Origin of the sequence: Micromonospora sp. NPDC048835 (assembly GCF_040649995.1) — a bacterium.
Lineage (GTDB): Bacteria > Actinomycetota > Actinomycetes > Mycobacteriales > Micromonosporaceae > Micromonospora.
In genome coordinates this window covers 51,738-76,719 of sequence record NZ_JBEZGM010000026.1, presented here as the reverse complement: position 1 = coordinate 76,719, position 24,982 = coordinate 51,738, and the positions used below count along the sequence as shown (strand labels likewise).

22 protein-coding genes and 1 pseudogene are annotated in these 24,982 nt (G+C 70.5%); 17 read left to right on the top strand and 6 right to left on the bottom strand.

The window, feature by feature from the left end; genetic code table 11:
* Window positions 1-7: 7 nt before the first annotated feature.
* Window positions 8-787 carry a MerR family transcriptional regulator gene (locus AB0C15_RS26020; protein WP_357356111.1) on the bottom strand — a complete coding sequence of 260 codons (780 nt, stop codon included), beginning with the start codon at window positions 785-787 and terminating at the stop codon, window positions 8-10.
* 323 nt (window positions 788-1,110) lie between these two features.
* Here AB0C15_RS26020 and AB0C15_RS26015 point away from each other — a divergent pair, with 323 nt between their 5' ends.
* The 9 genes and pseudogenes from AB0C15_RS26015 (at window position 1,111) to AB0C15_RS25975 (ending at window position 9,657) form a co-directional block, all read left to right on the top strand.
* Window positions 1,111-1,473 (top strand): hypothetical protein, encoded by a 363-nt coding sequence (locus AB0C15_RS26015; RefSeq protein WP_357356109.1) that lies wholly within the window; start codon window positions 1,111-1,113, stop codon window positions 1,471-1,473.
* Between the two features lie 148 nt (window positions 1,474-1,621).
* On the top strand, window positions 1,622-1,996 hold the full coding sequence (locus AB0C15_RS26010; protein WP_357356107.1) for a class IIb bacteriocin, lactobin A/cerein 7B family: 375 nt from the start codon (window positions 1,622-1,624) through the stop codon (window positions 1,994-1,996).
* A 28-nt stretch (window positions 1,997-2,024) separates the two neighbouring features.
* Entirely contained in the window at window positions 2,025-3,191 is a 1,167-nt protein-coding gene (locus tag AB0C15_RS26005; RefSeq protein WP_357356105.1) for a YcaO-like family protein, read from the top strand.
* A complete protein-coding gene (locus tag AB0C15_RS26000) occupies window positions 3,184-4,581 on the top strand; it encodes a TfuA-like protein (protein WP_357356103.1) in 1,398 nt (465 codons plus the stop codon). The genes AB0C15_RS26005 and AB0C15_RS26000 overlap by 8 nt, the downstream gene beginning before the upstream one ends.
* Before the next feature lie 11 nt (window positions 4,582-4,592).
* Window positions 4,593-6,719 (top strand): radical SAM protein, encoded by a 2,127-nt coding sequence (locus tag AB0C15_RS25995; RefSeq protein WP_357356101.1) that lies wholly within the window; start codon window positions 4,593-4,595, stop codon window positions 6,717-6,719.
* 40 nt (window positions 6,720-6,759) lie between these two features.
* Window positions 6,760-6,966 (top strand): annotated as a pseudogene (locus tag AB0C15_RS25990) (dihydrofolate reductase); the annotation flags it as partial.
* Between the two features lie 126 nt (window positions 6,967-7,092).
* Window positions 7,093-7,764 carry a nucleotidyltransferase domain-containing protein gene (locus AB0C15_RS25985; protein WP_357356099.1) on the top strand — a complete coding sequence of 224 codons (672 nt, stop codon included), beginning with the start codon at window positions 7,093-7,095 and terminating at the stop codon, window positions 7,762-7,764.
* Complete coding sequence (locus AB0C15_RS25980; RefSeq protein WP_357356097.1) at window positions 7,764-8,549, top strand: nucleotidyltransferase domain-containing protein; 786 nt, start codon at window positions 7,764-7,766, stop codon at window positions 8,547-8,549. Before AB0C15_RS25985 ends, AB0C15_RS25980 begins: the two co-directional genes overlap by 1 nt.
* 241 nt (window positions 8,550-8,790) lie before the next feature.
* Complete coding sequence (locus AB0C15_RS25975; RefSeq protein ID WP_357356095.1) at window positions 8,791-9,657, top strand: alpha/beta hydrolase; 867 nt, start codon at window positions 8,791-8,793, stop codon at window positions 9,655-9,657.
* 69 nt (window positions 9,658-9,726) lie between these two features.
* Here the strand turns inward: AB0C15_RS25975 and AB0C15_RS25970 are convergent, their stop codons facing one another.
* Both AB0C15_RS25970 and AB0C15_RS25965 read right to left on the bottom strand, forming a co-directional pair.
* Window positions 9,727-10,584, bottom strand: coding sequence for an alpha/beta hydrolase (locus AB0C15_RS25970; protein WP_357356093.1), 858 nt, complete (start codon window positions 10,582-10,584; stop codon window positions 9,727-9,729).
* Window positions 10,585-10,595: 11 nt separating this feature from the next.
* On the bottom strand, window positions 10,596-11,513 hold the full coding sequence (locus tag AB0C15_RS25965) for an alpha/beta hydrolase (protein ID WP_357356091.1): 918 nt from the start codon (window positions 11,511-11,513) through the stop codon (window positions 10,596-10,598).
* Between the two features lie 126 nt (window positions 11,514-11,639).
* On the opposite strand from AB0C15_RS25965, the gene AB0C15_RS25960 reads away from it, so the two are divergent.
* The 4 genes from AB0C15_RS25960 to AB0C15_RS25945 all read left to right on the top strand — a co-directional run bounded on the left by AB0C15_RS25960 (window position 11,640) and on the right by AB0C15_RS25945 (window position 16,802).
* Window positions 11,640-14,513 carry a BTAD domain-containing putative transcriptional regulator gene (locus AB0C15_RS25960; protein WP_357356089.1) on the top strand — a complete coding sequence of 958 codons (2,874 nt, stop codon included), beginning with the start codon at window positions 11,640-11,642 and terminating at the stop codon, window positions 14,511-14,513.
* 93 nt (window positions 14,514-14,606) lie between these two features.
* Complete coding sequence (locus AB0C15_RS25955; RefSeq protein WP_357356087.1) at window positions 14,607-15,053, top strand: helix-turn-helix transcriptional regulator; 447 nt, start codon at window positions 14,607-14,609, stop codon at window positions 15,051-15,053.
* A gap of 16 nt (window positions 15,054-15,069) precedes the next feature.
* Window positions 15,070-16,317, top strand: coding sequence for an NAD(P)/FAD-dependent oxidoreductase (locus AB0C15_RS25950; protein WP_357356085.1), 1,248 nt, complete (start codon window positions 15,070-15,072; stop codon window positions 16,315-16,317).
* 8 nt (window positions 16,318-16,325) lie between these two features.
* A complete protein-coding gene (locus tag AB0C15_RS25945) occupies window positions 16,326-16,802 on the top strand; it encodes a MarR family transcriptional regulator (protein ID WP_357356083.1) in 477 nt (158 codons plus the stop codon).
* Window positions 16,803-16,876: 74 nt separating this feature from the next.
* Here the strand turns inward: AB0C15_RS25945 and AB0C15_RS25940 are convergent, their stop codons facing one another.
* The 3 genes from AB0C15_RS25940 to AB0C15_RS25930 all read right to left on the bottom strand — a co-directional run bounded on the left by AB0C15_RS25940 (window position 16,877) and on the right by AB0C15_RS25930 (window position 20,646).
* The gene (locus AB0C15_RS25940; RefSeq protein WP_357356081.1) at window positions 16,877-18,325 is read right to left on the bottom strand and encodes a family 43 glycosylhydrolase; all 1,449 of its coding nucleotides are present in this window, start codon (window positions 18,323-18,325) and stop codon (window positions 16,877-16,879) included.
* A 116-nt stretch (window positions 18,326-18,441) separates the two neighbouring features.
* A complete protein-coding gene (locus AB0C15_RS25935; protein ID WP_357356079.1) occupies window positions 18,442-19,338 on the bottom strand; it encodes a GNAT family N-acetyltransferase in 897 nt (298 codons plus the stop codon).
* Window positions 19,339-19,560: 222 nt separating this feature from the next.
* Window positions 19,561-20,646 (bottom strand): hypothetical protein, encoded by a 1,086-nt coding sequence (locus AB0C15_RS25930; RefSeq protein ID WP_357356077.1) that lies wholly within the window; start codon window positions 20,644-20,646, stop codon window positions 19,561-19,563.
* Between the two features lie 164 nt (window positions 20,647-20,810).
* On the opposite strand from AB0C15_RS25930, the gene AB0C15_RS25925 reads away from it, so the two are divergent.
* The 4 genes from AB0C15_RS25925 (at window position 20,811) to AB0C15_RS25910 (ending at window position 24,972) form a co-directional block, all read left to right on the top strand.
* The gene (locus AB0C15_RS25925; RefSeq protein WP_357356075.1) at window positions 20,811-22,082 is read left to right on the top strand and encodes a CehA/McbA family metallohydrolase; all 1,272 of its coding nucleotides are present in this window, start codon (window positions 20,811-20,813) and stop codon (window positions 22,080-22,082) included.
* A 682-nt stretch (window positions 22,083-22,764) separates the two neighbouring features.
* Window positions 22,765-23,661, top strand: coding sequence for a hypothetical protein (locus tag AB0C15_RS25920; protein ID WP_357356073.1), 897 nt, complete (start codon window positions 22,765-22,767; stop codon window positions 23,659-23,661).
* On the top strand, window positions 23,654-24,154 hold the full coding sequence (locus tag AB0C15_RS25915; RefSeq protein ID WP_357356071.1) for a SigE family RNA polymerase sigma factor: 501 nt from the start codon (window positions 23,654-23,656) through the stop codon (window positions 24,152-24,154). The genes AB0C15_RS25920 and AB0C15_RS25915 overlap by 8 nt, the downstream gene beginning before the upstream one ends.
* A gap of 206 nt (window positions 24,155-24,360) precedes the next feature.
* On the top strand, window positions 24,361-24,972 hold the full coding sequence (locus AB0C15_RS25910; RefSeq protein ID WP_357356069.1) for a hypothetical protein: 612 nt from the start codon (window positions 24,361-24,363) through the stop codon (window positions 24,970-24,972).
* Window positions 24,973-24,982 lie beyond the last annotated feature (10 nt).

Genomic DNA, 24,982 nt, shown 5'->3' with positions numbered 1-24,982 from the left:
CCGGTCGTCAGCCGTTGTCGATGACCGTGCTGTCCTCCAGGCAGACGTCCGCGTCGAGGTGGTTCTCCAGCAGCTCGGCGATGTGGGCCTCGGACTGGTTCTCCACGGCGAGCCGGAACGCCTCGGTGAGCACGTTGACCACGCCCTGGGTCAGCAACAGTGTCTCCCGGTCGAGGTCGGCCCACGACGACCGGGCGTCGCTGCGTGCCAGCTCCGGGGCGAGGGTCAGCAGCCGGGCTGTGACGGCGGCGACCAGCTCGTCGGCCACCGGCCGGAGGCTGTCCAGCACCTCGCTGAGGGTCTGCAGCGCCGGCACCGTGCCCACGCGCACCCGGTGCAGGTCCAGGGCCGCGCGCAGCGGACGGGGCCGCACGGTGCGGACAGTGCCGTCGGTGGTCCGGCCGATCACGCCGTGCCGGGTCAGTGCGTGGGCCAGCGCGGGACGGTCGGCGGCCAGGCGTTGCAGCATCGCGGTGAGCCCGTCGGGCGCCTCGTCGCTGGCCCGGGCCCCGAGCATCGCCTCGATGGACACCAGGTTGAAGCCCTGTCGTTGCAGGGCGAGGATCGCGTCCAGGCGGCGGACGTGGGAGTCGTCGTAGAGCGCGGCCCGACCGCGCCGCACCGGCGGGGGCAACAGCCGCCGGGCCTGGTGGGCTCGGATGTTGCGCGGCGACATCCCCACCTTGCGGGCCAGCTCGTCCACGCTGTACCCGATCGGGCTCGCGGGCGTCGTCGTCACCTCGTCGATGGTCACGGTGGCCTCCGGCAGCACTCGGTGACGGAACACGACAACCCCGTCGAACCGCTGTCACGCTGTGCGGTCCGCCGATCGCAGCGTAGGTGTGTGCGCCGGGCCGGTGACAGACGAGGAATTACTACTTGTTAACAGTGGTGACAATCATTAGGATCGCCATCCGCCGCACGTCGCTGATTCCCAATTACCCGGCTTTCGCCGCAGCGTGACCTTTTCGCGGCCACATTCGATGAAATCCCCGCTCTCCGGGCGGACCGCATCCATCGGTGACCCACGATGGGACGAAACCGGCGGCCGGGAACCTCCCGCGCTGCCGGTCGCCGCCACCGGTGGCCATTCACCGAAGGGAGCAGGGTGTGACACCTGTCGATCGAGCGGTCTTCGTGGCCGCGTACAGCCGGCTGGTCGCCGACGTCTGGGCCGACCCGGCCAAGGAGCAGGCCCTCGACCGGGACCCGCGGGGGTTCCTCGCCGGCTACGGGCTTCACCTGCCCGAGGATGTGCAGGTCCGGGTGGTCCGGGACGTCGCCGACGCCGATCCGGATCTTGAAGTGCAGATCGAGTCCTGGCAGCAGGCGGGCACCAGCGGCACCTTCCTGCTCTTCGTGCCGTCGCTGCTGCCGGTGGCCCAGGCGGAGCTGGCCGAAGACGAACTCGACAGCGTCGTCGCCGGCCTGGACCCCAGCTGTGCCTGCTGCTGCCCGTGCTGTTGCACCTGACACCGAAGTCAGCCGCCCAATGGCTGGCGCGGCAGATTCTGATGGCAGCCACACCAAATCATTGATTGTCGAAGCTCGATTTTCGTAGCGTTCTCGCCACGGCGATCACCCCCCGTCTCGCAGCTACCCCGTAGGAAAGGACCAAACGATGAGCAACGACGACCAGGAATATGGCGCGAGGTTCGTGACCAAATACTCGGAACTGGTCACCGCAGTGTGGCGCAGCGACGAGGAACTCGAGCGTCTGCTCGCCGACCCGACCGGCTATGCGACGGCGGCCGGCCTGCCGGTCGCCCCCGGAGCCAGGGTCGAGGTCGACCGCGCCCAGCCCGCGACGCTCTACACCAAGGACCAGATCGTCGCCGACTGGGCCGGCACCCCCGGCCTGCACGTCCTGCACGTGCCCGAGGTGCCGCTCGTCGACCTCAACGAGCTGACCGAGGCCGAGCTGGAGACGGTCGCCGGCGGGGTGGCCCCGATCGCCGACAACAACGTCAACATCATCGCCGTCCTCATCCTCTGAGTTTCCCCACCCCCCGCCGGGAGCCTCGATGACTGACACGACCGAGACCATCGCGTTCCGATCCGGCACCTACCGGACGGCCACCGTGGAGCGGACCTGGGAACGGATCGCCGGAATGCTGGACCGGTTCCGGATCACCCGGGTCGCCGACATCACCCGCCTCGACGAGATCGGCCTCCCGGTGCACGTCGCCTACCGGCCGGTGGGAGCCACCATGGCGGTGAGCGTCGGCACCGGCGCCACGGCAACGCAGGCCCGGGTCAGCGCGGTCATGGAGAGCATCGAGTCCTGGCATGCCGAGAACCTCCGGCCGGGGACCGTCGTCCGGTCCCCGGCCGAGGCGCTCGACCTGTCGTACGACGTCCGGTGGCTGCACCTGGCGGAACGGTCACCCCTGACCCCTGCCGTCCCGCTCGACTGGGTGGCTGGCCGGGGGCTGGTCACCGGTGCGCGCTGCCTGGTGCCCCGCGCCACCATCGAACTCGACTTCACCATCCGGCGTGGCTGGGACCGCGCCCTGTTCACGCCGAGCAGCAACGGGCTGGCCACCGGGAACACCTTCGCCGAGGCCAGCCTGCACGCCCTGCTGGAGGTCGTCGAACGCGACTGCATCGCCCCGTACTGCACGGCCCCGTTGGCCGAGCGCACCTACGCCGACCCGGGCACCGCCACCAACGCGATGACCCGCACGGTGCACGACGCGCTGCTGCGCGCCGGTTGCTGGGTGGAGGTCTGCGACATCACCAACGCCGTCGGCATACCCTGCTACGCCGCCTCGATCTGGTCCGAGGACCTGCCGGTCACCTTCGGCGGCTTCGGCTGCCACGTGGACCCGGAGATCGCCGTCGGTCGAGCGATGGCGGAGGCAGCGCAGTCGCGGCTGGTGATGATCTCCGGAGCCCGGGACGATATCGACGCCACCGCGTACCACGACGTCGGCGCCCCGCCGGTGCCGCCCCCCACCGTCGACCGGCCCGTTCGGCCGGTCCGCCGGGACACCCCACCCGTGGGTGACGTGACCCAGGTGCTGCGTGAGCTGGCGTCGCGGGTGCAACGCGTCACCGGCGTCGAGCCGTTCAGCGTCGACCTGACCCACGACGACATCGGCATCGCGGTGAGCAAGGTGTTCGCCCCCGGCCTGCGGATGTTCGACGAACGGGCCCTGAGCGTGCGACCGGGGGTGCCCCGTGACTGACGTCGTCTTCATCGGTCCGAGCCTCCCCGCCGACGAGGTCGGCCGGCTGTTGCCCGACGCGGTGGTCCTGCCGCCAGTCGCACACGGCGACCTGCTCCGCCTGGACGTCGCCCCCGGCGACCGGGTCCTCGTCATCGACGGGTTCTTCCTGCAACACCCGCCGGTCCGCCACCGGGAGATCCTCGACCTGCTCGACCGTGGCGTGACCGTGGCCGGCGCCGCGAGCATGGGCGCGCTGCGCGCCGCCGAGCTGTGGCCGTTCGGCATGCGGGGCGTGGGCGAGGTGTTCCGGCTCTACCGCGACGGGGTCGTCACCGGCGACGACGAGGTGGCAGTCGTACACGGGCCCGCCGAGGAAGGCCACCGCGCCCTGAGCGTCCCGCTGGTGAACATCCGGGTGGCGCTGCGCCGCGCCGTCACCGCCGGCGTGCTCACCGACGACGAGGCTGGGCTGCTGCTGGACATCAGCCGCGACCTGCCCTTCCGGCGACGGTCGTACCGGGCGCTGGAGCGCAGCGCGCCACCCGAGGCGGCGACCGTGGTGGGCCGGTTCCTGACGTGGCACCGGCAGGACCCCTGCGACGCCAAGAGCGCCGACGCGCGGATGCTGCTGTCGATGGCGGCGACCAACGCCCCCGAGCTGTGCCCGGCGGGCACCGACGACAAGCCGATCGACAACCTGCACACCCGCTTCCTGGACAGCTGGCGCTCGCGGTTCGCCGGCGAGTCCGTCGGCGGGCACTGGGCCAGCGACCGGGAGGCCGCCGCCGTGCTGATGCTGCTGCATCCCGAGTCGGCCGCCTGGCACCGCCGGGCGGTACTGGCCGGGCTCGCCGAGGTCGACGTCGCCGACCCGACGGTCGAGGAGCGCGCCAGCGACGTGGCCCGGCGACGCGGGTTGACCGGTGCGCCGCCGAGCGGGTGGGACTGGCTGACCGACCGGGAACGGAGCCTCGACGACCGCGAGGCGGTGCTGCGGGTGATGGTGCGGGCGTTCGGCACCACGCCGCACCGCAGCCTCGCTCTGTGGATGGTCGCACCCCCGCTGCGCACCCAGGCGTTGCTCAGCGCGGCACGGCAGGTCGCGGCGACCGCGGCGTCGCTGAACGAGACGCTCATCCCGCGGATGGCGGGGCACCGCCGCTCGGGCGGTCGGCTGCACTTTCGCACCGAGGTCGTCGACGCGTGCTTCGCGCGGCTGTGGGGCTGCGACACCGACGAGCTGGAAGCGGCGGCGTGGGACCGGGGCTTCGTCGACCTCGCGTCGTTCCGGTACGCCGCCGAACCGCTTGTCGCGTACGTCAAGGCGTTCGGTTCCCCGCGACTGCCCGCCGTGGGCACCCGCGCACAGGACAACACCCTGGCCGGCTCAGCGGCCCGGGTCGGCTGAGGAGGAGTCGGATGAGCGGCACCGTGAAGGCGGCACTGATCTACCCCCCGCTGACCGATCCCACCTCGGGATACCACTCCCTGAACTACCTCGACTCGTACGCCCGGGCCCAGGGGCACCGGCCGGCGGAGATCATCGACGCCAACATCGAGGCGTTCCACCACTCGTACACCCCGTCGGCGTACGAGTGGTTGCAGCGGGAGCTGTCCCGCCTCTCGGTCGACGACCTGAGCGGCCCGGACGCGCTGATGGCCCGGGCGAACCAGCTCGGCCTGCCCGACCCGGACCCGGAGCGGCTGCGCCGGTCGATCGGGGTGTTGCAGGATCCGACCCTGTTCTACGACTACCGGCACTACCAGGACGCCGCCGAGGGCGTGATCTCCTGGATGGACGCGCTCGGCGCGGTCGGCTTTCCCGGGCAGTTCCAGGCCGGCTTCCGGCTGCAACCGCCGCCGATGATCTCAATCGGCTCGGTGGCCGCGCTCACCGACGAGGCGCTGCTCGCCCGGCTCAACCGGCCCTTCCAGCCCTACTACGAGGACGTGCTGATCCCCCGACTCGCCGCCGGCGGTAACCAGGTGATCGGCATCAGCGCCACCTACCAGTGGCAACTGCCGTTCGCGCTGTGGATCGCCCGACTCGTCCGGCGGGCCTGCCCGGACGTCTTCCTCATCGCCGGCGGCACGGAGATCTCCGACGTCTGGAAGTGCGCAAGCAAACCGGAGTACGTCTTCCAGGTGCTTGCCGACTTCGACGCGATAGTGGTCGGCGAGGGGGAGAGCGCGTACACGGAGATCCTGGACGCGGTGGCGGCCGGCACCCTGCCGGCCGGGCACCCCAACGTCCGGCTGCACCCCAGGTACGGCCGCCAGCGTCAACTGCCCCTGGTCTACGAACGCCTGGCGCAGGTGCCGGTCCCGGACTTCTCCGGCCTGCCCTGGGACCTCTACCTCAGCCCGGAGCGGTTCGTCTACTATTCGCCGACCCGAGGCTGCTACTGGAACAAGTGCACGTTCTGCGACTACGGGCTGAACACCGACGGTCCCACCAGCCCATGGCGGCAGGACACGGTGGGCACCATGATCGCGGATGTCACCGAGCTGTCGAAGTTCGCCAAGTTCATCTACTTCTCGGTCGACGTGCTCGCTCCCGCGACCATCCTGCGCTTCGCCGAGCAGGTCGTCGAGCGCGGGCTGGACTTCCGCTGGGGTGCGGAGATCCGGCTGGAGAAGTACTGGTCGGACGAGCGCTGCGAGTTGCTGAGGCGCAGCGGCTGCGTGGCCATCTCGGTCGGCTTCGAGTCCGGTAACCAGCGCGTCCTCGACCTGATCGACAAGGGCACGAAGCCGGAGCAGGCACGACGCACCATGATGGCGATGACCAAGGCGAACATCGGTGTGCAGATGATGGGCTTCACCGGTTTCCCCACCGAGACCCGCGAAGAGGCGCTGGACAGCGTCAATTTCCTGCGGGACAACCCGGACCTGTGGACCCTCGGCGGGCTCGGCGACTTCATGCTGACCCCGGGGGCCATCGTCGCCAAGCAGCCGGACCGGTTCGGCATCACCAATGTGCGGCCGGTGGAAGGTTCGGACATCGTCCGGATGCTCAAGTACGACGAGCCGGTGACCGAGGCGGCGCAGGACGAGGTGGCCCAGGCCAAAGCCGGCCTGAACCCCGGGCACTACCACCGCCCGTGGCTGGGCGCCACCGACACCCCGCACACGTTCTTCTACCACGATCGATACGGCACCGCGGTACGCGGCGTCCTCGCCCACGACCGGGTTCGGCACGACACCGACGAGCAGACCGAGTTCCTCGCCAACGGCTCCTTCGTGGACCGCGACGACGAGCAGGTCTGGGAGGCGTACCGGCGGATCCGGTCCGACGAGCAGGACGGCACCCCGGGCGACCTCCCGGCGGACCGGCACCTGTTCCGCCGGATCGACGGTCAGGTGTTCGCGCTCAACCGCAGCAGCCGGCTGTTCCTCGACCTCTTCAGTGCGCCACTCACCCTCGCCGAGGCGCAACGTCGGCTCTGGATCGTCGAACCGACCGTCGCGGACCGGGTCTGGCGGACCTTCATCGGGCAGCGGCTGATCCGCAGGCATCGGCTCCCGGTCGAGCCGGGCCAGTGACCCGACCGGGCGGCCAACCCGCGGCCGCCGAGCAGGACCCGTCCCGCTGGACGAGAGCGGCGTACTCAAGGTGTCGCAGACGTCCTACGACTACACCCGGCCGTACTGGGACCGGATCGGGGTGACGATCGCCGGTCGCCACGTCTTCGACATGACGGACGGCTGGGACGGAAAGCCTCCGGGCGGGATCGACCACGTGGTCGTCGTGACGCACCGGCCGCCGCCCGAGGGCTGGGACCGCGAGGCGGTGCTGCACCTGCGCTACCGGCTGCGCCGGTGAGCGGTCCGGCCGGGCCGGCACCACGTCCGCAGGCTCTTCTCGTCGGGGAAAAGGGTGACGCGCGCAGGGCGGCGATTGGGTAGCGTCCCGGGCGTGAGTGATCTTGTCGAGCGGCACACGGCCCTCGCCGTGGTGGTCGGGTCACGGGCGTACGGGCTGCACCACCCGGGTTCCGACCACGACCGGCGTGGTGTGTTCGTGGCACCCACGCGGGCGTTCTGGCACCTCGACAAGCCGCCCACCCACCTCGACGGTCCGGCCGAGGAGCAGTTCTCCTGGGAGTTCGAACGCTTCTGCGAGCTGGCCCTGCAGGGCAACCCGACGGTTCTGGAGGTGCTCTGGTCCCCGCTGGTGGAGGCGGTCACCGTCGACGGGCGCCTGTTGCTCGCGGCGCGGCAGGCGTTCCTGTCGAGGCGGGTGGCGGAGACCTATGGCAACTACGCCCGAGACCAGCTCAACCGGGTGGCGGCCCGTCGCGAGCGCACCGGCGAGACCAACCACAAGCAGGCCATGCACATGGTCCGGCTGCTGGTCGCGGGGGCGCACGTGCTGCGCACCGGGGAGGTGCTCGTCGACGTTCGTCACCTGCGTGACCGGCTGCTCGCGGTGCGGCGCGGTGAGCTGCCCTGGGACGAGGTCGCTGCCTGGGCGGCGGACCTCCTCGATGAGCTTGCCGACGCGGCGGCCACCACCACACTGCCCGACCAGCCCGACCGGGCTGACATCGACCGACTGCTCACCGCCGTACGCGAAAGGAACCTGTAGTGACCACCGAGGTGCCGCCGTGGGCCGCCGACGCGGCCCGCGCCGCCCTGCCCCGCCCCCTGCTGTTCGCCACCGTCAGCGGCGCGCACCTGTACGGCTTCGCGTCCGTCGACTCCGACCTGGATCTGCGGGCCGTGCACCTGCTCGCACCCGAGGAGGTCGTCGGGTTGCGCACCGGACCGCGGACGCTGCAGCACACGGGCGTGCGCGACGGCGTCGAGCTGGACGTGGTCAGCCACGACCTGCTGAAGTTCGTCACGCTGCTGACCAGCCGCAACGGGTACGTTCTGGAGCAGTTGCTGTCGCCGCTGGTGGTCGTGACCACCCCGACGCACGCCGAACTCACCTCCCTCGCCCCGCGACTCGTCACCCGGCACCACGCCCACCACTACCTCGGATTCGCGGCCACCCAGGAGAAGCTGTACGCCAGGACCGGGCAGCTCAAGCCGGCGCTGTACACGCTTCGGGTCCTGCTCACCGGGATCCACCTGATGCGCACCGGCCGGGTGGAGACGGACCTGGGTGTGCTCGCGACGACGCTGGCGTACGTGCCGGATCTCATCGCCGCCAAACGGGAGGCCGAGCACGGGCCACTGCCCGCGGGTGTCGCGCGGCTTCTCGCCAGCGACGTGCCGCGGCTGCGCGCCGACCTGGAGGCCGCCCGGGACGACTCGGCGCTGCCCGATCGCGTGGACCCGGCGGCCGTGGACGCCCTGCACGACCTGGTGGTTCGCACCCGGCTGGGTGGCCTCCCGAGCCACGAGTACGTCGGTCTCTCCGGCTGAGACCGCGTCTCCTCCCATACGGTGAAATCTGAGCCATCTTCCTCTTCTGTCCGAAAGTTCCGCCGTCGGTCAGTACGGTGAAATCGGGCGATCATGCAGGTCACCGCAGTGCCGGGACGTAGCCCGCCATCGGTGCACGCGCCGCTCGACGGTGCCTCGGAACGGCTTCGGCTGGGTCCTGTCGGCGGCCATGCCTGTCTGCCTGCGTTCGCGGACCACTGACCAACGAGGGAGAAGACACATGCTCGGTATCTCGCTACGTCGGCCGAAGACCATCGCCGCAACGATCGCCGCCGCCACGCTGGTGACGGTGCTCGGCTCAGCCGCCCCACACGTGTACGCGGACGGCGGCGGGAAACCCAGCCCCGACCGGGGGCATGACTCCAGACCGACGATCGTCCTGGTGCACGGTGCCTGGGCCGAAGGCTCAAGCTGGAGTGGTGAGGTCAGCAGACTTCAGGCGCGCGGTTTCGACGTGCAGGTCGCGCCGCAACCCAACCGGGGGCCGTCGATCGACAGCGGCTACCTGAAGGACTTCCTGTCCACCATCGAGGGCCCGATCGTGCTCGCGGCCCACTCGTACGGCGGCTTCGTCGTCAGCGACGCCGCCACCGGCAACAACAACGTGAAGGCGCTCGTGTTCGTCGACGCCTTCGCTCCGGACAAGGGGGAGACCCTGGAAGAACTCACCGCCGGCTCCGGCTCGATCCTCGAGCCGGCCCTGACCGACCCCACGAGCGTCTTCAAGCTGGTGCCGTTCCCGGGCGCCCCGGAGGGCGCGGCCGACACGTACGTCCTGCCGAAGATCTTCATCAGCGGCTTCGCGAACGGTCTGCCCCGGCGGCAGGCGGAGGTGCTCGCCGTGTCGCAGAGCGCCCTGGCCTCGAACGCGCTGGGGGTGCCGGCCACCGAGCCGGCGTGGAAGACGCTCCCGGTATGGGCGGTGATCGGCACCGAGGACCGCGTCATCCCGCCGGCCCGCCAGGAGGAGATGATGGAGCGGGCGGGTGCCGACATCACCCGGATCGACGCCGGTCACCTGGGCCTGATCTCGCATCCTGACGAGGTCACCAAGGTCATCGTAGAGGCGGCCCGGACGACCGCCTGACCGTCGTCCGTGCGACAACACAGGCTGGCCGTGGCACCGCTCAGCGCGGTGCCACGGCCGGTTGTCGTGTCAGTCGGTTGCCGTGGCAGCCGCCTCGATCTGACTGGTGACCGCACCCGGGTCGGTGACCATGGACAGGTGCGGAGCGTTGATCTGGATGGTGTGTGCCTTCGCCCTCGCGGACATGGCGACCTGCTCCGCGGCGGGGATGACCGCGTCCTGCTTGCCGATCACGGACCAGGAGGGGATGGTGCGCCAGGCTGGTTCGCCAGACTCATCCGTCAGGGCGTTGGACGCCAGCGGGCGCTGCCGGGCAGCCAGCACCGCCACGTCCGCGGCGGAGATGCTCTTGTCGGCGAAGGCCCTGCCGAAGACCGACGGCTTCACGAAGAAGTTGGCGGTTCCGGGGACAGCGGGGATCGCCACCTGGTCGAAGACGGTGGACGGTTCCGCCGCGAAGACCGAGCCCGGCACGGCCGAGGTCAGCGACACCACCGTGTCGTCCTGGTCCGGGATGTACGCGTCGACGTACACCAGGGCCTTGACCTGCTTGTTGCCCAGAGCGGCGTTCGTGATGACCATGCCGCCGTACGAGTGCCCGACGAGGACGACAGGCCCGGTGACGGTGTCCAGGTACGCGCGGAGACTCGCGGCGTCACTGTCGACGCCGGTCAGGAAGTTCGGCGGCGTGACCACCCGGTAACCGTCGCGCTGGAGCTTGGCCGCGACCTTGTCCCAGCTCGACCCGTCCGCCCACGCGCCGTGCACGAGCACGATCGTCGGTTTGACCGGCGCGGGCCGCGGATGGTGGGACTGCACGACGTGGTTCGTCGAGGCCTGCGCGGTGCCGATGCCGGCACCGCCCAGGGTGAGGGCGCCGATGGCCACGCCCACGTAGATGAGGCGGCGCCGCATGGACAGCTTCACGGGGTGTCCCCTCACTTCTGCAGAAAGTCGAGCAGGGCGGCGTTGACCTGATCGCTGTGGGTCCAGGCGATGGCGTGCGGGCCGCCCTCGATCACGAGCAACCGCGAATCCCCCACGAAGGCGGACACCCGCTGGCCGGTCACCCCGATGGGCAGGACCCGGTCCTGGTCGCCCTGGATCACCAGGACCGGCACGTCGATCGTCGACAGGTCGTCGCGGAAGTCGGTGAGCCAGGTCGGGATACAGGCCACCGCGGCGACGGGAGATCCGGCAACGGCCACGTCCAGACTGGCCTGGAACGCCTCGTCGCTCACCAACGAGCCGCCGTAGACGTCCCGGTTGTAGAAGTTCTCCAGGAACTGCGTGAGCCACGCCTTCCGGTCAGCCCGCGCGGCCTGGATGAACCCATCGAACAACGACTGCGGCGCGCCCTCGGAATTGTCATCCGTGCGCAGGAGAAACGGCGGGATCGGCGACACCAGTACGGCCTTGGAGACTCGCTCGGTGCCGTAGCGGCCCAGATAGCGGGCAACGTCACCGGTGCCCATCGAATGGCCGACGAGGACGGCGTCGCGGACGTCCAGCTTCGTGAGTAGCACGTCCACATCACTTGCGAACGTGTCGTAGTCGTACCCACCTTCGGGCTGGCTGGAACCGCCCCAACCTCGCCGGTCGTAGGTGATGACGCGGTACCCGGCCGCGAGCAGCGCGGAGACCTGCTTCTCCCAGGCCTGCCCGCTGAGCGGATAGCCATGACTGAGGACCACCGGCGTACCGGTGCCGCGGTCCTCGTAATAGATATCGATCGAATTGGCTCCCTCTGAGCCAACTGTGACGTGGGGCATGCGCACTCCTTGGGCTTGCGTTCCGAGCTGGAAACCATCCCGAAGGTACGGATCGGAAAGCGCCGCATGAATCGCCCGATCCACGTAGTCCCCGAAATTGCCGAGTGATGAGACGGACAACGAGAGATGGGGGATGCGAAGGGCCCGGGGTACGCCCCAGGCTGGGCGGAAGCGCAAAGCGGCCACCCTTTCCTCACTAGGATGTCTATCGTGACGACGCCCGACCGCAGGCTTCCGGACGGGCCGCCGTCGCACTGCGAGTTCAAGGTCTTCGGCGGTCTCGGCTGCCGGCGGGACGGCTCCGACGTCGATCTCGGCCCGGTCCGCCAGCGGATCGTCCTGGCCAAGCTCCTCGCCGCCGGGGGCGACGCGGTAAGCCTCGACACCATCATCGACAGCGTCTGGGAAGAACGACCGCCGGCCAGCGCCGCGAACCAGATCCACCGGCACGTCGGGAACCTTCGCCGGATCCTCGAACCGGACCTGGACGTCCGCGAGACCGGTCGATACCTCCTACCGGCTGGCACGGGGTATCGGCTGACCCTCGCTACCGAGGCCTCCGACCTGGCGATGTATCGCGAGCTGGTGCGCAGGGCCCGCGAGGCGCTCGACGGCGGCGACGTCGTGACCGGCGTACGGGAGTACCTGACCGCTCTGGAACTCGGCCGCAGCCCCGCGTTCACCGATCTTCCGGCGAGCGCGGTGAGTTCGCCGGAGTTCGTCGCCATCGAGCGGGAGCGCATCGCGGTGGCGCTCGCGGCCAGCGAGGCGGCGATCGCCCACGGCATGGCCGGCGTCGTGTTGACCCCACTCGTGAGCGTCGCCGCCGCAGCGCCGCTGGACGAGGCACTGCAGGCGTGCCTGGTGCGCGCGTACGTGGCCACCGGACACCGGGCGGAAGGGGTGCGGGTCTTCGAACGGACCCGGCACCGTCTCGCCGAGGAACTGGCTGTGGATCCGGGGCCGGAACTGCGGGAGGCGTACCGGGAACTGCTGGCCAGCGGCTGGACCAAGCAGGAGGAACTGCGCCCGCCGGAGGCTCTCCGCCCCGCACAGTTGCCGCCGCAGGTGGCGGGGTTCGTCCGCCGCAACGACGTGGCCGCCGTGCTCGACGAGCACCTGTCCGACGCCTTCAGCGATGCGACGATCGTGATCACCGTGCTCGGCGGCATGGGTGGTATCGGCAAGACCGCGATCGCCGTGCACTGGGCCCACCAGATCGCCAGCGAGTTTCCCGACGGCCAGTTGTTCCTCAACCTGCGGGGCCTTGATCCGGACGGACGCGTCATGTCCGCGCAGGAGGCGCTCGCCACGCTGCTCGCGTCCCTGGGCGAGCCGGCGGTCTCGTCACCGCAGGAGACCGTCGACGCGCAGGCGGCGCGTTACCGCAGTCGCCTCTTCGGTCGTCGACTCCTGATTCTCCTGGACAACGCGCGTGACTCCGATCAGGTCCGCCCGCTGCTGCCGGCGTCCCGGGGTTGTCTGGTCATCGTGACGAGCCGCAACCGGATGACGAGCCTGGTCACCCGGGAGGGTGCGCGTTACCTCCAGGTCGACCGGCTGACCGGGGCCGAGTCCCGTCAGCTCCTGATCAACCGCCTCGGCGCCCGTCGTGCCACCGCGAACCCGGAGGCGTTGGACACCGTCATCACGCTCTGCGCGGGGCTGCCGCTCGCGCTGGCGATCGTCGCGGCCCGCGTGGCCCTCAATCCGGCCCTGCCGCTGAGCGCGGTCGTCGACGACGTCTCGGCGCCGTCGGCCAGACTCGACGCCCTGTCCAGCGCGGACTCGTCCGACGATGTCCGGTCGGTGTTCTCGTGGTCGTACCGGGCCCTCGACCCGGCTGCGGCGCGGGCGTTTCGGGCCCTCGCCGTCCACCCGGGTGCCGCGATCCCGCTGGAGTCGGCGGCGAGTGTCGCCGGAGTCGGTCGCGGACAGGCGCGCGCACTGCTGCGGGAACTGGTGACCGCGAGTCTGCTCGACGAGTCGCAGCCCGGGCGGTACGTGCTGCACGACCTGTTGCGGGCCTACGCGGGCGAGCTCCTCGGCGAGGACGACGAACGACCGGAGTACGAGCGGCGTCTGGTCACGCACTACCTGCACTCGGCCCGCGCCGCGTACGCGAGGCACCACCGGCAGCCGGTCGGCGACGTCAGCGAACCGCCGCCGGAGGTGACGCCCGAGTCGTTCGACAGCGTGCCACAGGCCGCCGCCTGGTACGCACGGGAACGGGCCGCGCTGTGGGCGACGATCGATCTGGCCCTCGCCCATGGCCTGGGGCGCGATGCGGCGGCCATGGTCCTCGCCGCCTCCGCACCGGGCAGCAACTCCATACCCGTGGACCGGACGCCCACGGTGCTCGCGATCCTCGACCTGGTCAGCGTGCTCGGCGAGCCGCTGATGGAGGCCGCGCTCCTTCGTACCATCGGTGAGGTCTTCGCCCCGCTGCCGACCGCCGACGACTACCTTCGTCGTGCACTGTCCATCTTCGAGGGCGCCGGGGACCTCGCCGGGCAGGCCGACGTCCTGGGCAACCTCGCCGTCCTGTCGTTGTCGCGTGGCGACCACGACGACGCCAACTCGTACGCTGAGCGTTCCGTCGGTCTGGCCCGGCAGACGGAGCGCCAGGAACTGCTCGCCGTCTCGTTGCTGACACTCACGAGGGCGCTGCTGGGTTCCGGCCGGTTCGAGGATGGCACCCGTGTCGCGGACGAAGGGCTGGCCATTGCCGTGGCGCGGCACCTCGATCACCTGAAGATCTACTACGCACAGCTGATCGCGGAGTCCTGCTGGAAACTCGGCCGACTCGACCGGGCGGCGGCCGTGGCGGAGTGGGGTTTGACGGAAGGGGTCTGCGAGACGGACGGTCCGCGGTGTGCCGTCGCGGCGATCCTCGCGCGGGCCGCGTTCGACCTCGGCGACCTGCTGCGCGCGGAACGGGGGTGCCAGCGGTTCGAGAGCCTGATCGCCGACAACGGCTTCCGGGAACTCATCGAGTTCTCCGGCCTGGAGGCGGCCGAGACGTACCGGACCATGGTGGCGTACGTGCGGGCCCGGCTGAGCTTGATGAGGGGCGCGTCATAGGCGGGTAGGGCGAGCACTCGGTCTGCACTCGTCGTGCACTGGGCTGCGGTCGGATGGTCGTCGAGACCCCGAACCCCTCGCCCGAGGAGCACGATGCACTGCGCCGTAGCCGAGCCTGCCCGGATTCTTCCCCGCGCGGTACTGACCCCACGACAGGAACAGATCGCCCTGCTGGTGGCGGCAGGCTCCACGAATGTCGAGGTCGCGACGCACCTGGTCATCAGCACCCACACCGTCAAACATCACCTGCGCGGAGTGTTCCACCGGCTGGGGGTGGCGTCCCGTCGCGAACTGCGCAGGACGCTGGCCCACCAGGACACGACCAACCCGTTCGCCCGGAGCTGTGGGCTGACCCGCCAGGAGCGCGACATCGCGGGCCGGGTGTCGAGCGGCGCGTCCAACCGTGAGGTGGCGGCAGCACTGTTCATCAGCCCCAGCACGGTCGACTACCACCTCCGCAAGATCTTCCGCAAGCTCGACATCACCTCACGCCGAGAGTTGGCGCTTGTCGCGCCGGAGGTCTTGCCCCAATCATCTTAGTCATTAAGATAACCGCATGGCGACATCGACAGACTTCTCCGTGGCAATCGCCGGCGCCGGCCTCTCCGGCCTCTGCCTCGCCCAGTACCTGATGCGCGCCGGCCTCGACGTGCACGTCTACGAGCGCGACTCCGGCCCCTTCGTCCGGCGACAGGGCTACCGGATCATCCTCGACCGGCACGGGCTGAAGGCGCTGCGCGACAGCCTGCCCCGCGCGCTGTACAACCTGGCGCTCACCACCGGCGACGAGCCCGGCGGGCACCTGCGCTTCACCGACAGCCGGCTGCGCAACGCCTTCACCATCACCTTCAAGGACGAGCCGCACGCGACCCGCCAGGTCGACCGGCTGACCCTGCGGTCCATCCTGCAGACCGGGCTGAACGGGCGCATCCACTACGGCAAGGACGCCGTCGCGGTGGACAGCGGCGGCCCCGCCGGGCTGCGCCTGCGCTTCTCCGACGGTGGGGCCGTCCCGGCAACCGTCGTCGTGGGCGCCGACGGCGTCGGCTCGGCGCTGCGCGCGCAGCTCATGCCGGACGCGCACCCGGCAAAGACCCCGATGGCGGGCATCTACGGCCGGTCGCCCCTGCTGCGCAACGGCGAGAGCGTCATCCCGGACGCGCTACGGACCAGCGGGGTCCTGGCCATCGCCGACCAGCCCGGCCGTGCCTTCTTCTTCACCCCCATGCGGTTCGGCGAGAGCCCGCAGCAGGCGTTCGCGCGCCTGGCCCCGGACAGCTACGCGCCCACCGGCTACGACTACGTGATGTGGGGCCTGCTGCTCCGGCAGGAGGAGGTGCCCATCGGTGTCCGCGGCGACCTGCTGGCGCTGTGGAGACTGGCCTCGCAGATTAGTACGGACTACCACCCGGTCATCCGACGGCTGGTCGGCACGGCCGAGCTGGACGCCACGGTGCTCAACCTCTTCGCCACCGGCCAGCGCCCGCGCCGCTGGGCGGTGCCCCGGGCGACGATGATGGGCGACGCCGTGCACGTCATGCCGCCATTCGGCGCCCACGGTGGCAACACCGCGCTGCGCGACGCCGCACTGCTCGGCCGCAGGCTGGTCCAGGCGCGGGCCAACGGCACGCCGGTGGAGGAGGCGATCGCCGGCTACCAGGACGAGATGGTGCCCTACGCCTTCCGCGCCGTCGACACCGCCGCCGCTTTGATGCGCCGCCTCACCGGCGGCGCCGCCGCACCGCACTGGGTGCTGACCCGCGTGTTACCTCGACTGCACCGGGTCACCGTGCCGGAGGCATGATTGCGGACATGTCCCACGAGCCGGCCCGTGCGTCCGCGATCGCCGACCTGATGCACGCCGGGCGGGAGATGTCGCGGCTGTCCATGGTCTTCCGCAACGCCATCGCGGAGCGACTGGGCCTGACCGTGAGCGACCTGGAGTGCCTGGACCACCTGGCGGACGTCGGATCCGCCACGGCGGGGCAGATCGCCGAGCGGACGAACCTCACCACCGGTGCGGTGACGAGCATGCTCCGCCGGCTCCAGCAGGCGGGTTACGTGACGGCCGAGCGCGATCCGGGGGACCGGCGGCGGGTGATCGTCACCCTGCGGCCGGAGCGGACCACCGAGTTGCGACGACCGTACGAGCGGTTCGCCGAGCGGGCGGAGTGGCTCATCGAGGGCTACAGCGTCGAGGAGGTCATGCTGCTGGTCCGGCACTACGACCGCATGCAGGCGATGTACCTCGCCGAGCTGGACCACCTGCGTGGCGGTGACACCACGTAGGTGGTACGTCCATCGATGTCAACGCCGCCAGGCTGACGCCCGCGCTGCCCACGGCCCTCACGTTGGTGAGATCGTCAGCCGTGGCGCCACAGTTGAGCCCCGAGGCCGTTGCACGGGTAGAGCGAGAGTCGCGCCCCGTTGGCCGCGTTCCACTCGTAGTTGTCCAGGCACATGTTGCCGGCCACGTTGCGCAGCGAGAACCAGCCGTTGCCGCGGTCCTGGAAGGTCCACCGCTGGGCGTTCGAGCCGTTGCAGGTGTAGAGGCCGACGTCGGCGTTGGCGGCGGTGCTGGCGTTGAGGTCGTCGAGGCAGGTGCCGGTGTTGCGGTTCCGGACCTCGTAATAGCTGCCCGCCGCGCGGTAGGTGAACTCCCACTGCTGAGCGGTGCCACCATTGCAGTCGTAGAGGCGTACGAGCGCGCCGAGCGTGGTGTCGCGGTTGTAGTTGTCGACGCATCGGTTGCTGAACTGGCCTCGGATGCCGGGGTTCGTCACGCCGCTCGGGATGGGCTGGCCGAAGAACGGGTCGCCGTTCTCCTGCCAGTGCAGTTGCTGCATCCGGGTGTGCCGGTTGGGGTCGGTCAGCGCGTCCGGGGTGGGGTTGGCGTAGTCCCGGGCGTGGTAGACGAGCATGTCGGTGGTGTTGTCCTCGGCGACGGCGAAGCTGCCGTGGCCGGGGCCGTAGACACCGTTTGCGGTCTGGAAGACCGGGTTCGGTCGCTTGGACCAGGACGCCGGGTTGAGCAGGTCGGCGGTGTCCGGTGCGGACAGCAGGCCGAGCTTGTAGCGGGAGTCGGTGGCCGACGCCGAGTAGGCGATGTAGACCCGGCCGTTTCTCACCAGCGGCGACGGACCCTCGACGACGCCGGCGACGCCTTCCCGCTCCCAGTCGTAGGTGGGCCGCGCGATCTCCACCGCCGGACCGGTGATGCCTGTGGCGCCGTTCATCCGGGCGATGTACATGTGGCTGTTGTAGTTCGTGGACGGGCTGTCCTGCGCCCAGGCGAAGTAGCGCACCCCACGGTTGACGAAGGTCGCCGCGTCGAGCTGGAAGGACTCCCAGCCGGTGTTGAAGCGCTGCGGAGCGCTCCAGGAGCATGTCATCGGGTTGGCGCAGGTGTTGCGGATCCAGTACAGCCGCTGGTCGAACCGGGCGGTGTTCGGTGAGGCGGAGAAGTACAGGTACCAGGCACCGTCGTAGTACTGGATGTCGGGTGCCCAGATCCATCCGCTGAGCGCGCCGCTGGACGGCGCCACGAACGCGTTCGTGGTGGTGGCCGTCCCGAGGCCCTGCAGGGTGGTGGCGCGGCGCAGCTCCACCCGCTTGTAGTCCGGCACCGACGCCGTCATGTAGTAGTAGCCGTCACTGTGTTTGTAGATGGCGGTGTCGGCGCGCTGCGAGATCACCGGGTTCCTGATGCTGACGAACTGCGCGGACGCCGGCGCGGTGGACGTGACCAGGAGAGCAGCCACCAGACCCAGCACGAGAGCCGATCTGCGGCGGATTCGAGCGGTGATAGTCATGGCGCACTCCTCTGTCGGGTCCACGCCATCGTAGTTCATCGATGTGAGCGATAACGCCGCCCAACCAATACCGGTACGGTCGGCGGGTCGGCCTGGATGTCGCGCGACGTTGGTCGTCAGCGAACGATGACCAGGTTGGCCATGTCGACGACCGGCCGGTAGCCGAGGGCGGCGTAGATCTTGTTCGAGGTCGGGTTGGCCTGGTCGGTGAACAGGCAGGCCCGCGCACCCTCGGCCTGGATCCGCCGGGAGACCTCGGCGACCGCGTTGCTGGCCCACCCCCGGCCCCGCTGGCCCGGCGGTGTGTACACCGGGCCGACCCGAGCCACCCCGAACGACTGTGGGTTGGCACCGGTGAGGTGGACCGGCTCCCCGGCCTCGTCGACCCAGAACCACAGCCGTCCGGCCCGGAGGCGGCGCAGCATCTCGGCGTGGTCGGGCGTCTCGTGCGCACTGGTGCCACGCCGGCGGCCCGCCTGTTCGTCGGCGTCGCCCACGAACGCGACGAACCACTCGGTGACCAGGTCCACGTCCTCCTCGGTCGCGGCCACCAGGCTGCCGGGAACCGGTGGTGGGGACGTCAGCTCGCCGAGTTCGTGCAGCCGGATGTGCTGGGTGACCTGGACTCGCCCTCCGCCGAGCCGGGTCAGCTCGGCGGCACACAGTTCGACGGCGGGCAGGGCCCCGTTGATCGCGAGCACCTCCTCCCCGCGCTCGTGCAGTGCCTGGGCCAGCGCCACGGCCGCCGCGTCGGGCATGGGCAGCAGAAACGGCGGGTACGGGGCGAACGGCGCCGAGCGCATCCCGGCACCCACCACGGCACCGGAGTCGTCGCGGACCTCCAACCACCAGGTGTGATCGGGCGGTGAGACCCCCTCGGCCTGTTGCGACACCAGTCGGTGTGCGACGGTGGTCACGACAGTGCTGACGACCGGATCGGCGCTCAGGTAGTCACCCGCGGCGGCCAGGAACTCGCCCGGGTCGGTGCGGAACAGCAGCTTAAGTCCCGCCATCGGGCCAGTGCTCATCCGCGTACGCTAGCCACCCGCCAGGCCGGTTGGACACCCGGTTTCCCACGAGCACCCGCGCTCGCGTGCCTTGAGCGACACCGCCGCGCCAGTTGCGTACGACTGCGACCGGCCACCGCCGACACGGACGGCCCGCAGAGCACCGCATGGTGCTCGCCTTCGTCGTGCCGGCGGCGACGGGAACGGTCGCCGCCGGCAGACCCGGCGTCAGAGGCGGGAGGTGAAGGTGGCCAGGAACCGGTGTGGGGTGACCGCGCCGGCGTTGTCGAAGCAGATGACGTCGACGTCGGCGTTGGTCGTGTACGTCCAGGGTTGGGTGAGGTGGCAGTAGTTGCTACCGCTGCCCTGCGCCACCACCTGGGCGTGCGTCTCCTTGAGCCCGACCTGCGGGAAGGTCGCCAGGTAGCGGCCGGCGGGCACCAACGGCGCCACCGTGTTCGCGCCGACGCCGAGCACCGAGTTGTCGTTTGTCGGTCCGCCGACGGCCGTGCCCAGGTAGCCGAAGTACGACGGCGGCCCGAGGGAGCCGATCACCGGCCGCCGACGGTGGTACGAGAGGGCGAAGTCGGTGTTGACGAACGCACCGGCCTGGTCGAAGCAGAAGACGTACACCTGCACCTCGCTGCCGACCGCACTCCACGAGTAGACCTTGCAGCGGCGGGGACCGGCGTTCGGCTGCACGGCGGTGACCTGCACATTGCCGGCGAGTACTCCGGCAAGCCCGACCCCGGCCAGCCGGACCAGGTACTGCCCGACGCCCACCGGTCCGACCGTGTTCACCACGCCCGTGGAGTTGTACGACTGCACCACGACGCCGCTGCTCCACTGCACGTACGCGTGGGAGGTGCCGGCCGGCAGCACGCCCGAGCTGGTCGTCCAGAGCACGGTGAACGGGGTGTCCTCGCGGGTGCCGCCCGGCTTGTGGCACTGCACGTCGACGATCTCGTCGGCGCCGGACTGGAACCAGCGGACCACCTCACAGTAGTGACCGGTCCGGTTCACCGGGGTCACGTGTGGCACGCCTCGTGAGCTGGCCCCCACCTGCGGGAAACGAACCTGGAACCGGCCGGGTGCGAGCTTGATGCCGTCGGCCCAGGCGGCGGGGAACGCGGCCTTCCAACTGCCCCACTGCCGGCTGGTGTCCAGCACGGTCCAGACGGGCACGGTCGGGTCCTTGACGTACGCGAACCCCCAGCGGTCGGCGGTGGCCGCCGCGACCGGGGCCGGCGGCGCGAGTGCGCCGGCGGCCAGGACGGCTGCCAGCGCTGCGGTGACGAACGATCGAAGACGCATCTTTTCCTCCAGTGGACGGGAACGTCTCGGGGAGGAGTGTGCGCGTGGTCATGCGTCAGTCACAGTCAGCTACATCGGGTTCGGGTGTCGGCTGTCCGCTACTGTTCGCCTGCGCGACGACTCGGCGTGACATGCCCGTCAGCTCCATCCATACCTATATATCCATGACTGCTCATCACCCACACCACTGCCACCACGACCGCCGACCCGACGACGACGTGCCGTACGGCCAGGTCGATGTTCCCGCCGGCTTCGCTCGGCGGGCGCTGCTGGCCGGTGCCGGCGGGACGCTGATGCTCGCCGCGCTCCCGACCGCGGCCCGGGCAGCCCACACGACGCTCGCCGGCGCCCCGACCGCGGCGGTCGGCGCCGGTCGGACATCTCTGATCACCCAGGGCACCACACTGGTCCACACCGACATGCACAACCACACGGTGATGTCGGACGGTGACGGCAGCGCCGAGGCCGCGTTCGCCTCCATGCGCGAGGCCGGTCTGGACGTCGCCGCGCTGACCGACCACGCGACGCTCTTCGCCATCGACGGGGTCAGCTCGTCCGAGTGGCGGACCACCGGCGACCTGGCAAACGCCGCCAACGACCCGGGTCAGTTCACCGCCATTCGCGGCTTCGAGTGGTCGCATCCCCTGCAGGGGCACATCAACGTCTGGAACACCTCCGAGTTCGCCGACCTGTTGCGGGCCGGCAGCCCCGGCAGCCTCTACAACTGGCTCACCGGGCGCCCCGGGGGTCTGGCGAGCTTCAACCACCCCGGCCGCGAGGCGGGACGGTTCAACAACTTCTCCTTCAACGCCGCCGCGCGCGACCAGCTCGTCGGGTTGGAGATGTTCAACCGAACCGACGACTTCCTCTTCGAGGGCTGGTCGTCGGGCGTGACGTCACCGCTGGTGGCCTGCCTGAACGCCGGCTGGCGGCCCGCGCTGACCGGCGTCACCGACGAGCACGGCACCACCTGGGGCTTCCACGAGGGCAAGGGTCGCAGCGGCCTGTGGGTCGCCGAGAACACCCGCGCCGCGGTGTTCGAGGCCATGGCCGCCCGCCGATCCTTCGCCACCCGCGTGTCAGGGCTGCGGGTGGACGCCACGGCCAATGGCGTACGCATGGGTGGCGTGCTGAACGTGACCTCCGGCGACGTGCGGTTCCTGCTGGATCTGGACCGCGGCTCGGCCTGGGACGGCAAACCCCTGCGAATCCAGGTTCTCCGCCCCGGCACCTCGACGCCGACCGTGGTCGACGTCATCGACACCGTCAACGGTCAGGTCACCGCCTTCACCGTGCCGCTCGATGTCAACGACGGCGACTGGGTGGTTCTCCGGATCTCCGACCCGTCCCTGCCCAACGGCACTCCCGGCCCGGCCGGTCACCCGTGCAACGACTTCGCGGTGGCGTACACCAGCCCGTGGTGGCTACGCCCCTGACCACAGCGCCGCCGCGCCCGCGTCCGCGCTCCGCGCTCCGCCGCGCCCGCGTCCGCGCTCCGCGCTCCGCCGCGCCCGCGTCCGCGCTCCGCGCTCCGCCGCGCCCGCGCCCGCGCCCGCGCTCCGCCGCGCCCGCGCCCGCGCTCCGCCGCGCCCGCGCCCGCGCCCGCGCGCGCCCGCGCCCGCGCCGATCTTGCAGTTTCGGTCGTCGATAAGCCTGGAATGCCCTTTGCGTCGGGACAGTAAGTGCAAGATCGCGGGCCACCCCGCCGATCATGGAGTTGTGGTGCCTGATTTGGCGCTACTCATGGACTTTGTCCCCCACCACAACTCCATGATCGGCGGGGCGGGACAGGGCAGGGCGAGGGCGAGGGCAGGGCGGGGCGAGGGCGCGGCGCGGAGGGGCGGGGTCCGGCGGGCACCATGATCATCTTGAGGGTCTGTGGTGCGTGGCGGCGGTCGGCCGTGGACAACCTAACCTCCTAGGACGCTCTACGGGTTGTGGCTCGCACCCTTGCGTGACTCTCCGCAGATGGCCACTCACCTGCGGAGACGGTCGCGCCGGCCGGGCTTGGTCGGCTGAAAATTCACGCCGGAAGGCGGTAACCAAGTCGGCAGGCCACTGCGTCAGGTAGGTGACGGATCGCCGCTCAGGGCGGTCGGCTGGGGAGGGGTACGGGACATGGGCGACGTCCGTGGGCGTTTCAGGGACGATCTGGCCCGGTACCCGGCCCCGCCGTTGGGCGAGCTGGTCCAGCAGGCGGTGGTGCAGGGCCGCCGCCTGCGCCGCCGGCGCCGCCTGGCACAGGCCGCCGCCGGCGGATCGGCGTTGGCGATGCTGCTCGTGATCGGTCTGGCCGCCGGGCCGCTCGGCTTCGGTGCGGATGACACCGGCCAGTCCGGGGGTACGACGGTCGGTGCGCCGGGTGGGCCTGTCGCCCCCACACCAGCCCCGTCCGGGTCCCCACCCGGGTCCCCGGCTGACACCTCGGGCGGGCTGCTGGGTGGCGGCGCGAAGCAGGATGTGAATCCGCGTGGGTTGGTGTCGCCGACGCCCACGACCTCGGTGGTCGACACCGTGCGGATCGGTGCGGGTCCGGGTGGTGAACTGCGGACCACCACACCGCAGGGTGCTCTGGACCTGTTGACCCGCCTGCTACCCGGGGGAACGACGAGCGGCTATATGAGCCTGCGGAGCAGCGCGGCCAGGCCTGGCATGCCGTTCGTTCAGCTCAACCTGGACCGCGGCTACGGGCCGGGCATGCTGCGACTCGCCATTTACCGGGACGGCGTTGGCGGTGACCCGCCGCTGGGAACGGTGGAGCTGACCGAGATGCCCGACAACTGCGTACAGAACAAGGTGGTCACCGTGCACCACCGCGCTGGCCTCCGGATCGATCTGACGATCGCCACCTGTTTGTTCTGGGACGGCAAGGGGACGTCGCCGGCACCGTCCGTCCTTTCCGTGAAGGAGGCGACCGAGATCGCCGCCAACCCGAGCTGGGGGACGGAACTGCCGGCCGAGTTCGTCCTCAACGGTGCCAAGAGGTTCTCGACGCTGGCCCGGTCGAATGGCTGACGAAGACTTCGTGGAGTTCGCGCAGGCGGCCGCCGGCCGCCTGCGCGACGCCGCGTTCCTGATGTGCCGCGACTGGCACTTCGCCCAGGACCTCACCCAGACGACGCTGGCCAAGGTGTACGCCAACTGGAGGCGGGTCCGCCGGGCCGACGACCCCCACGCGTACGCCCGCAAGGTGCTGCTGCGCTGCATGATCGACCAGCAGCGGCGGCGCTCCAGCCGGGAGTTGGCGATGTCGGCGCCGCCGGACCGGGGCGAGGAACATCCGGTCGATTTGCGCATGACGTTGCTGGACGCGGTCGCCACCCTGCCGTTGCGGGACCGGGCGATCATCGTTCTGCGCTACTGGGACGACCTGAGCGTGGAGGCGACCGCCGAGGTCGTGGGCGTCTCCACGGCCGTCGTCAAGAGCCAGAGCATGCGCTCCCTCAACCGCCTGCGCGAGGTCCTCGGTGACACCCGCTCGGAGTTGTTCGCCGAGGAATGCCATTGACCGGCCATGTCTGCGGCCGTGGTGCGGCGGGCCCCGGTGGGGTCGGGTCGCCGACCGGCTACCGCCGCGCCCGTTCCGCGGCGGCGGCGATCGGTGCACCACCCGTCGTCGCCTGGATAGGGACCAGCGGTGGCGAGTATCTGAGCTGGGGGAGGGTCGTGGTGTCCGTGTCGGGCAGGAGGACGCGCCGTGGCGCGGTCGCTGTCGTGCCGGCGGTCCTGTCGGCGTTGGTGGTGCTGGCCGGGTGCCAGCGGTGGGAACCCGCAGTCGGGCCCGAGGAGCGGCACACCGCCACCGCGGATCAGGGCGATTCGAGCATGTTGCTTGGCGCGGACGAGTTGGGTTCGGACTGGCGCGAGGAGGCCCCGCGAACGGGTCTGCCGCCGTGGCCGTGGGAGCAGAGCGACTGCCCTACCTATCGAAGCAGCGACTACCCGGCCCAGTCGCACCGGCGCGGTGCGGTGCAGCGCTACTACCGACCCTCGGACAGCTCGGCGCGCGCCCACCACGTCGTCGAGACGTACGAGCCCGGGTGGGCGGAGCGGACCGTCGACGACGTCCGTCGGGTGTTGCTGAGGTGCGCGAGCTACCGGGTCCACGGGTCCCAGGTCTCGTTCGACGTCGTCGATCCACACTATGCGGGGGGAGTGGGCATGCTCGTTCGCGGACGCATCGAGCACGCTGACGTTCCGAGTACCGTCACGTACTTCGTGGTGCTGAGACGAGGCGAGACGGTCTCGACGCTCAGCCTGCCCGATCGGGTCGGCCGGGTCGCGGTGGACTCGGCCGCGGTGAAGGCGGTGGCTCGCCTTGGCTGAGTGGAAGGGT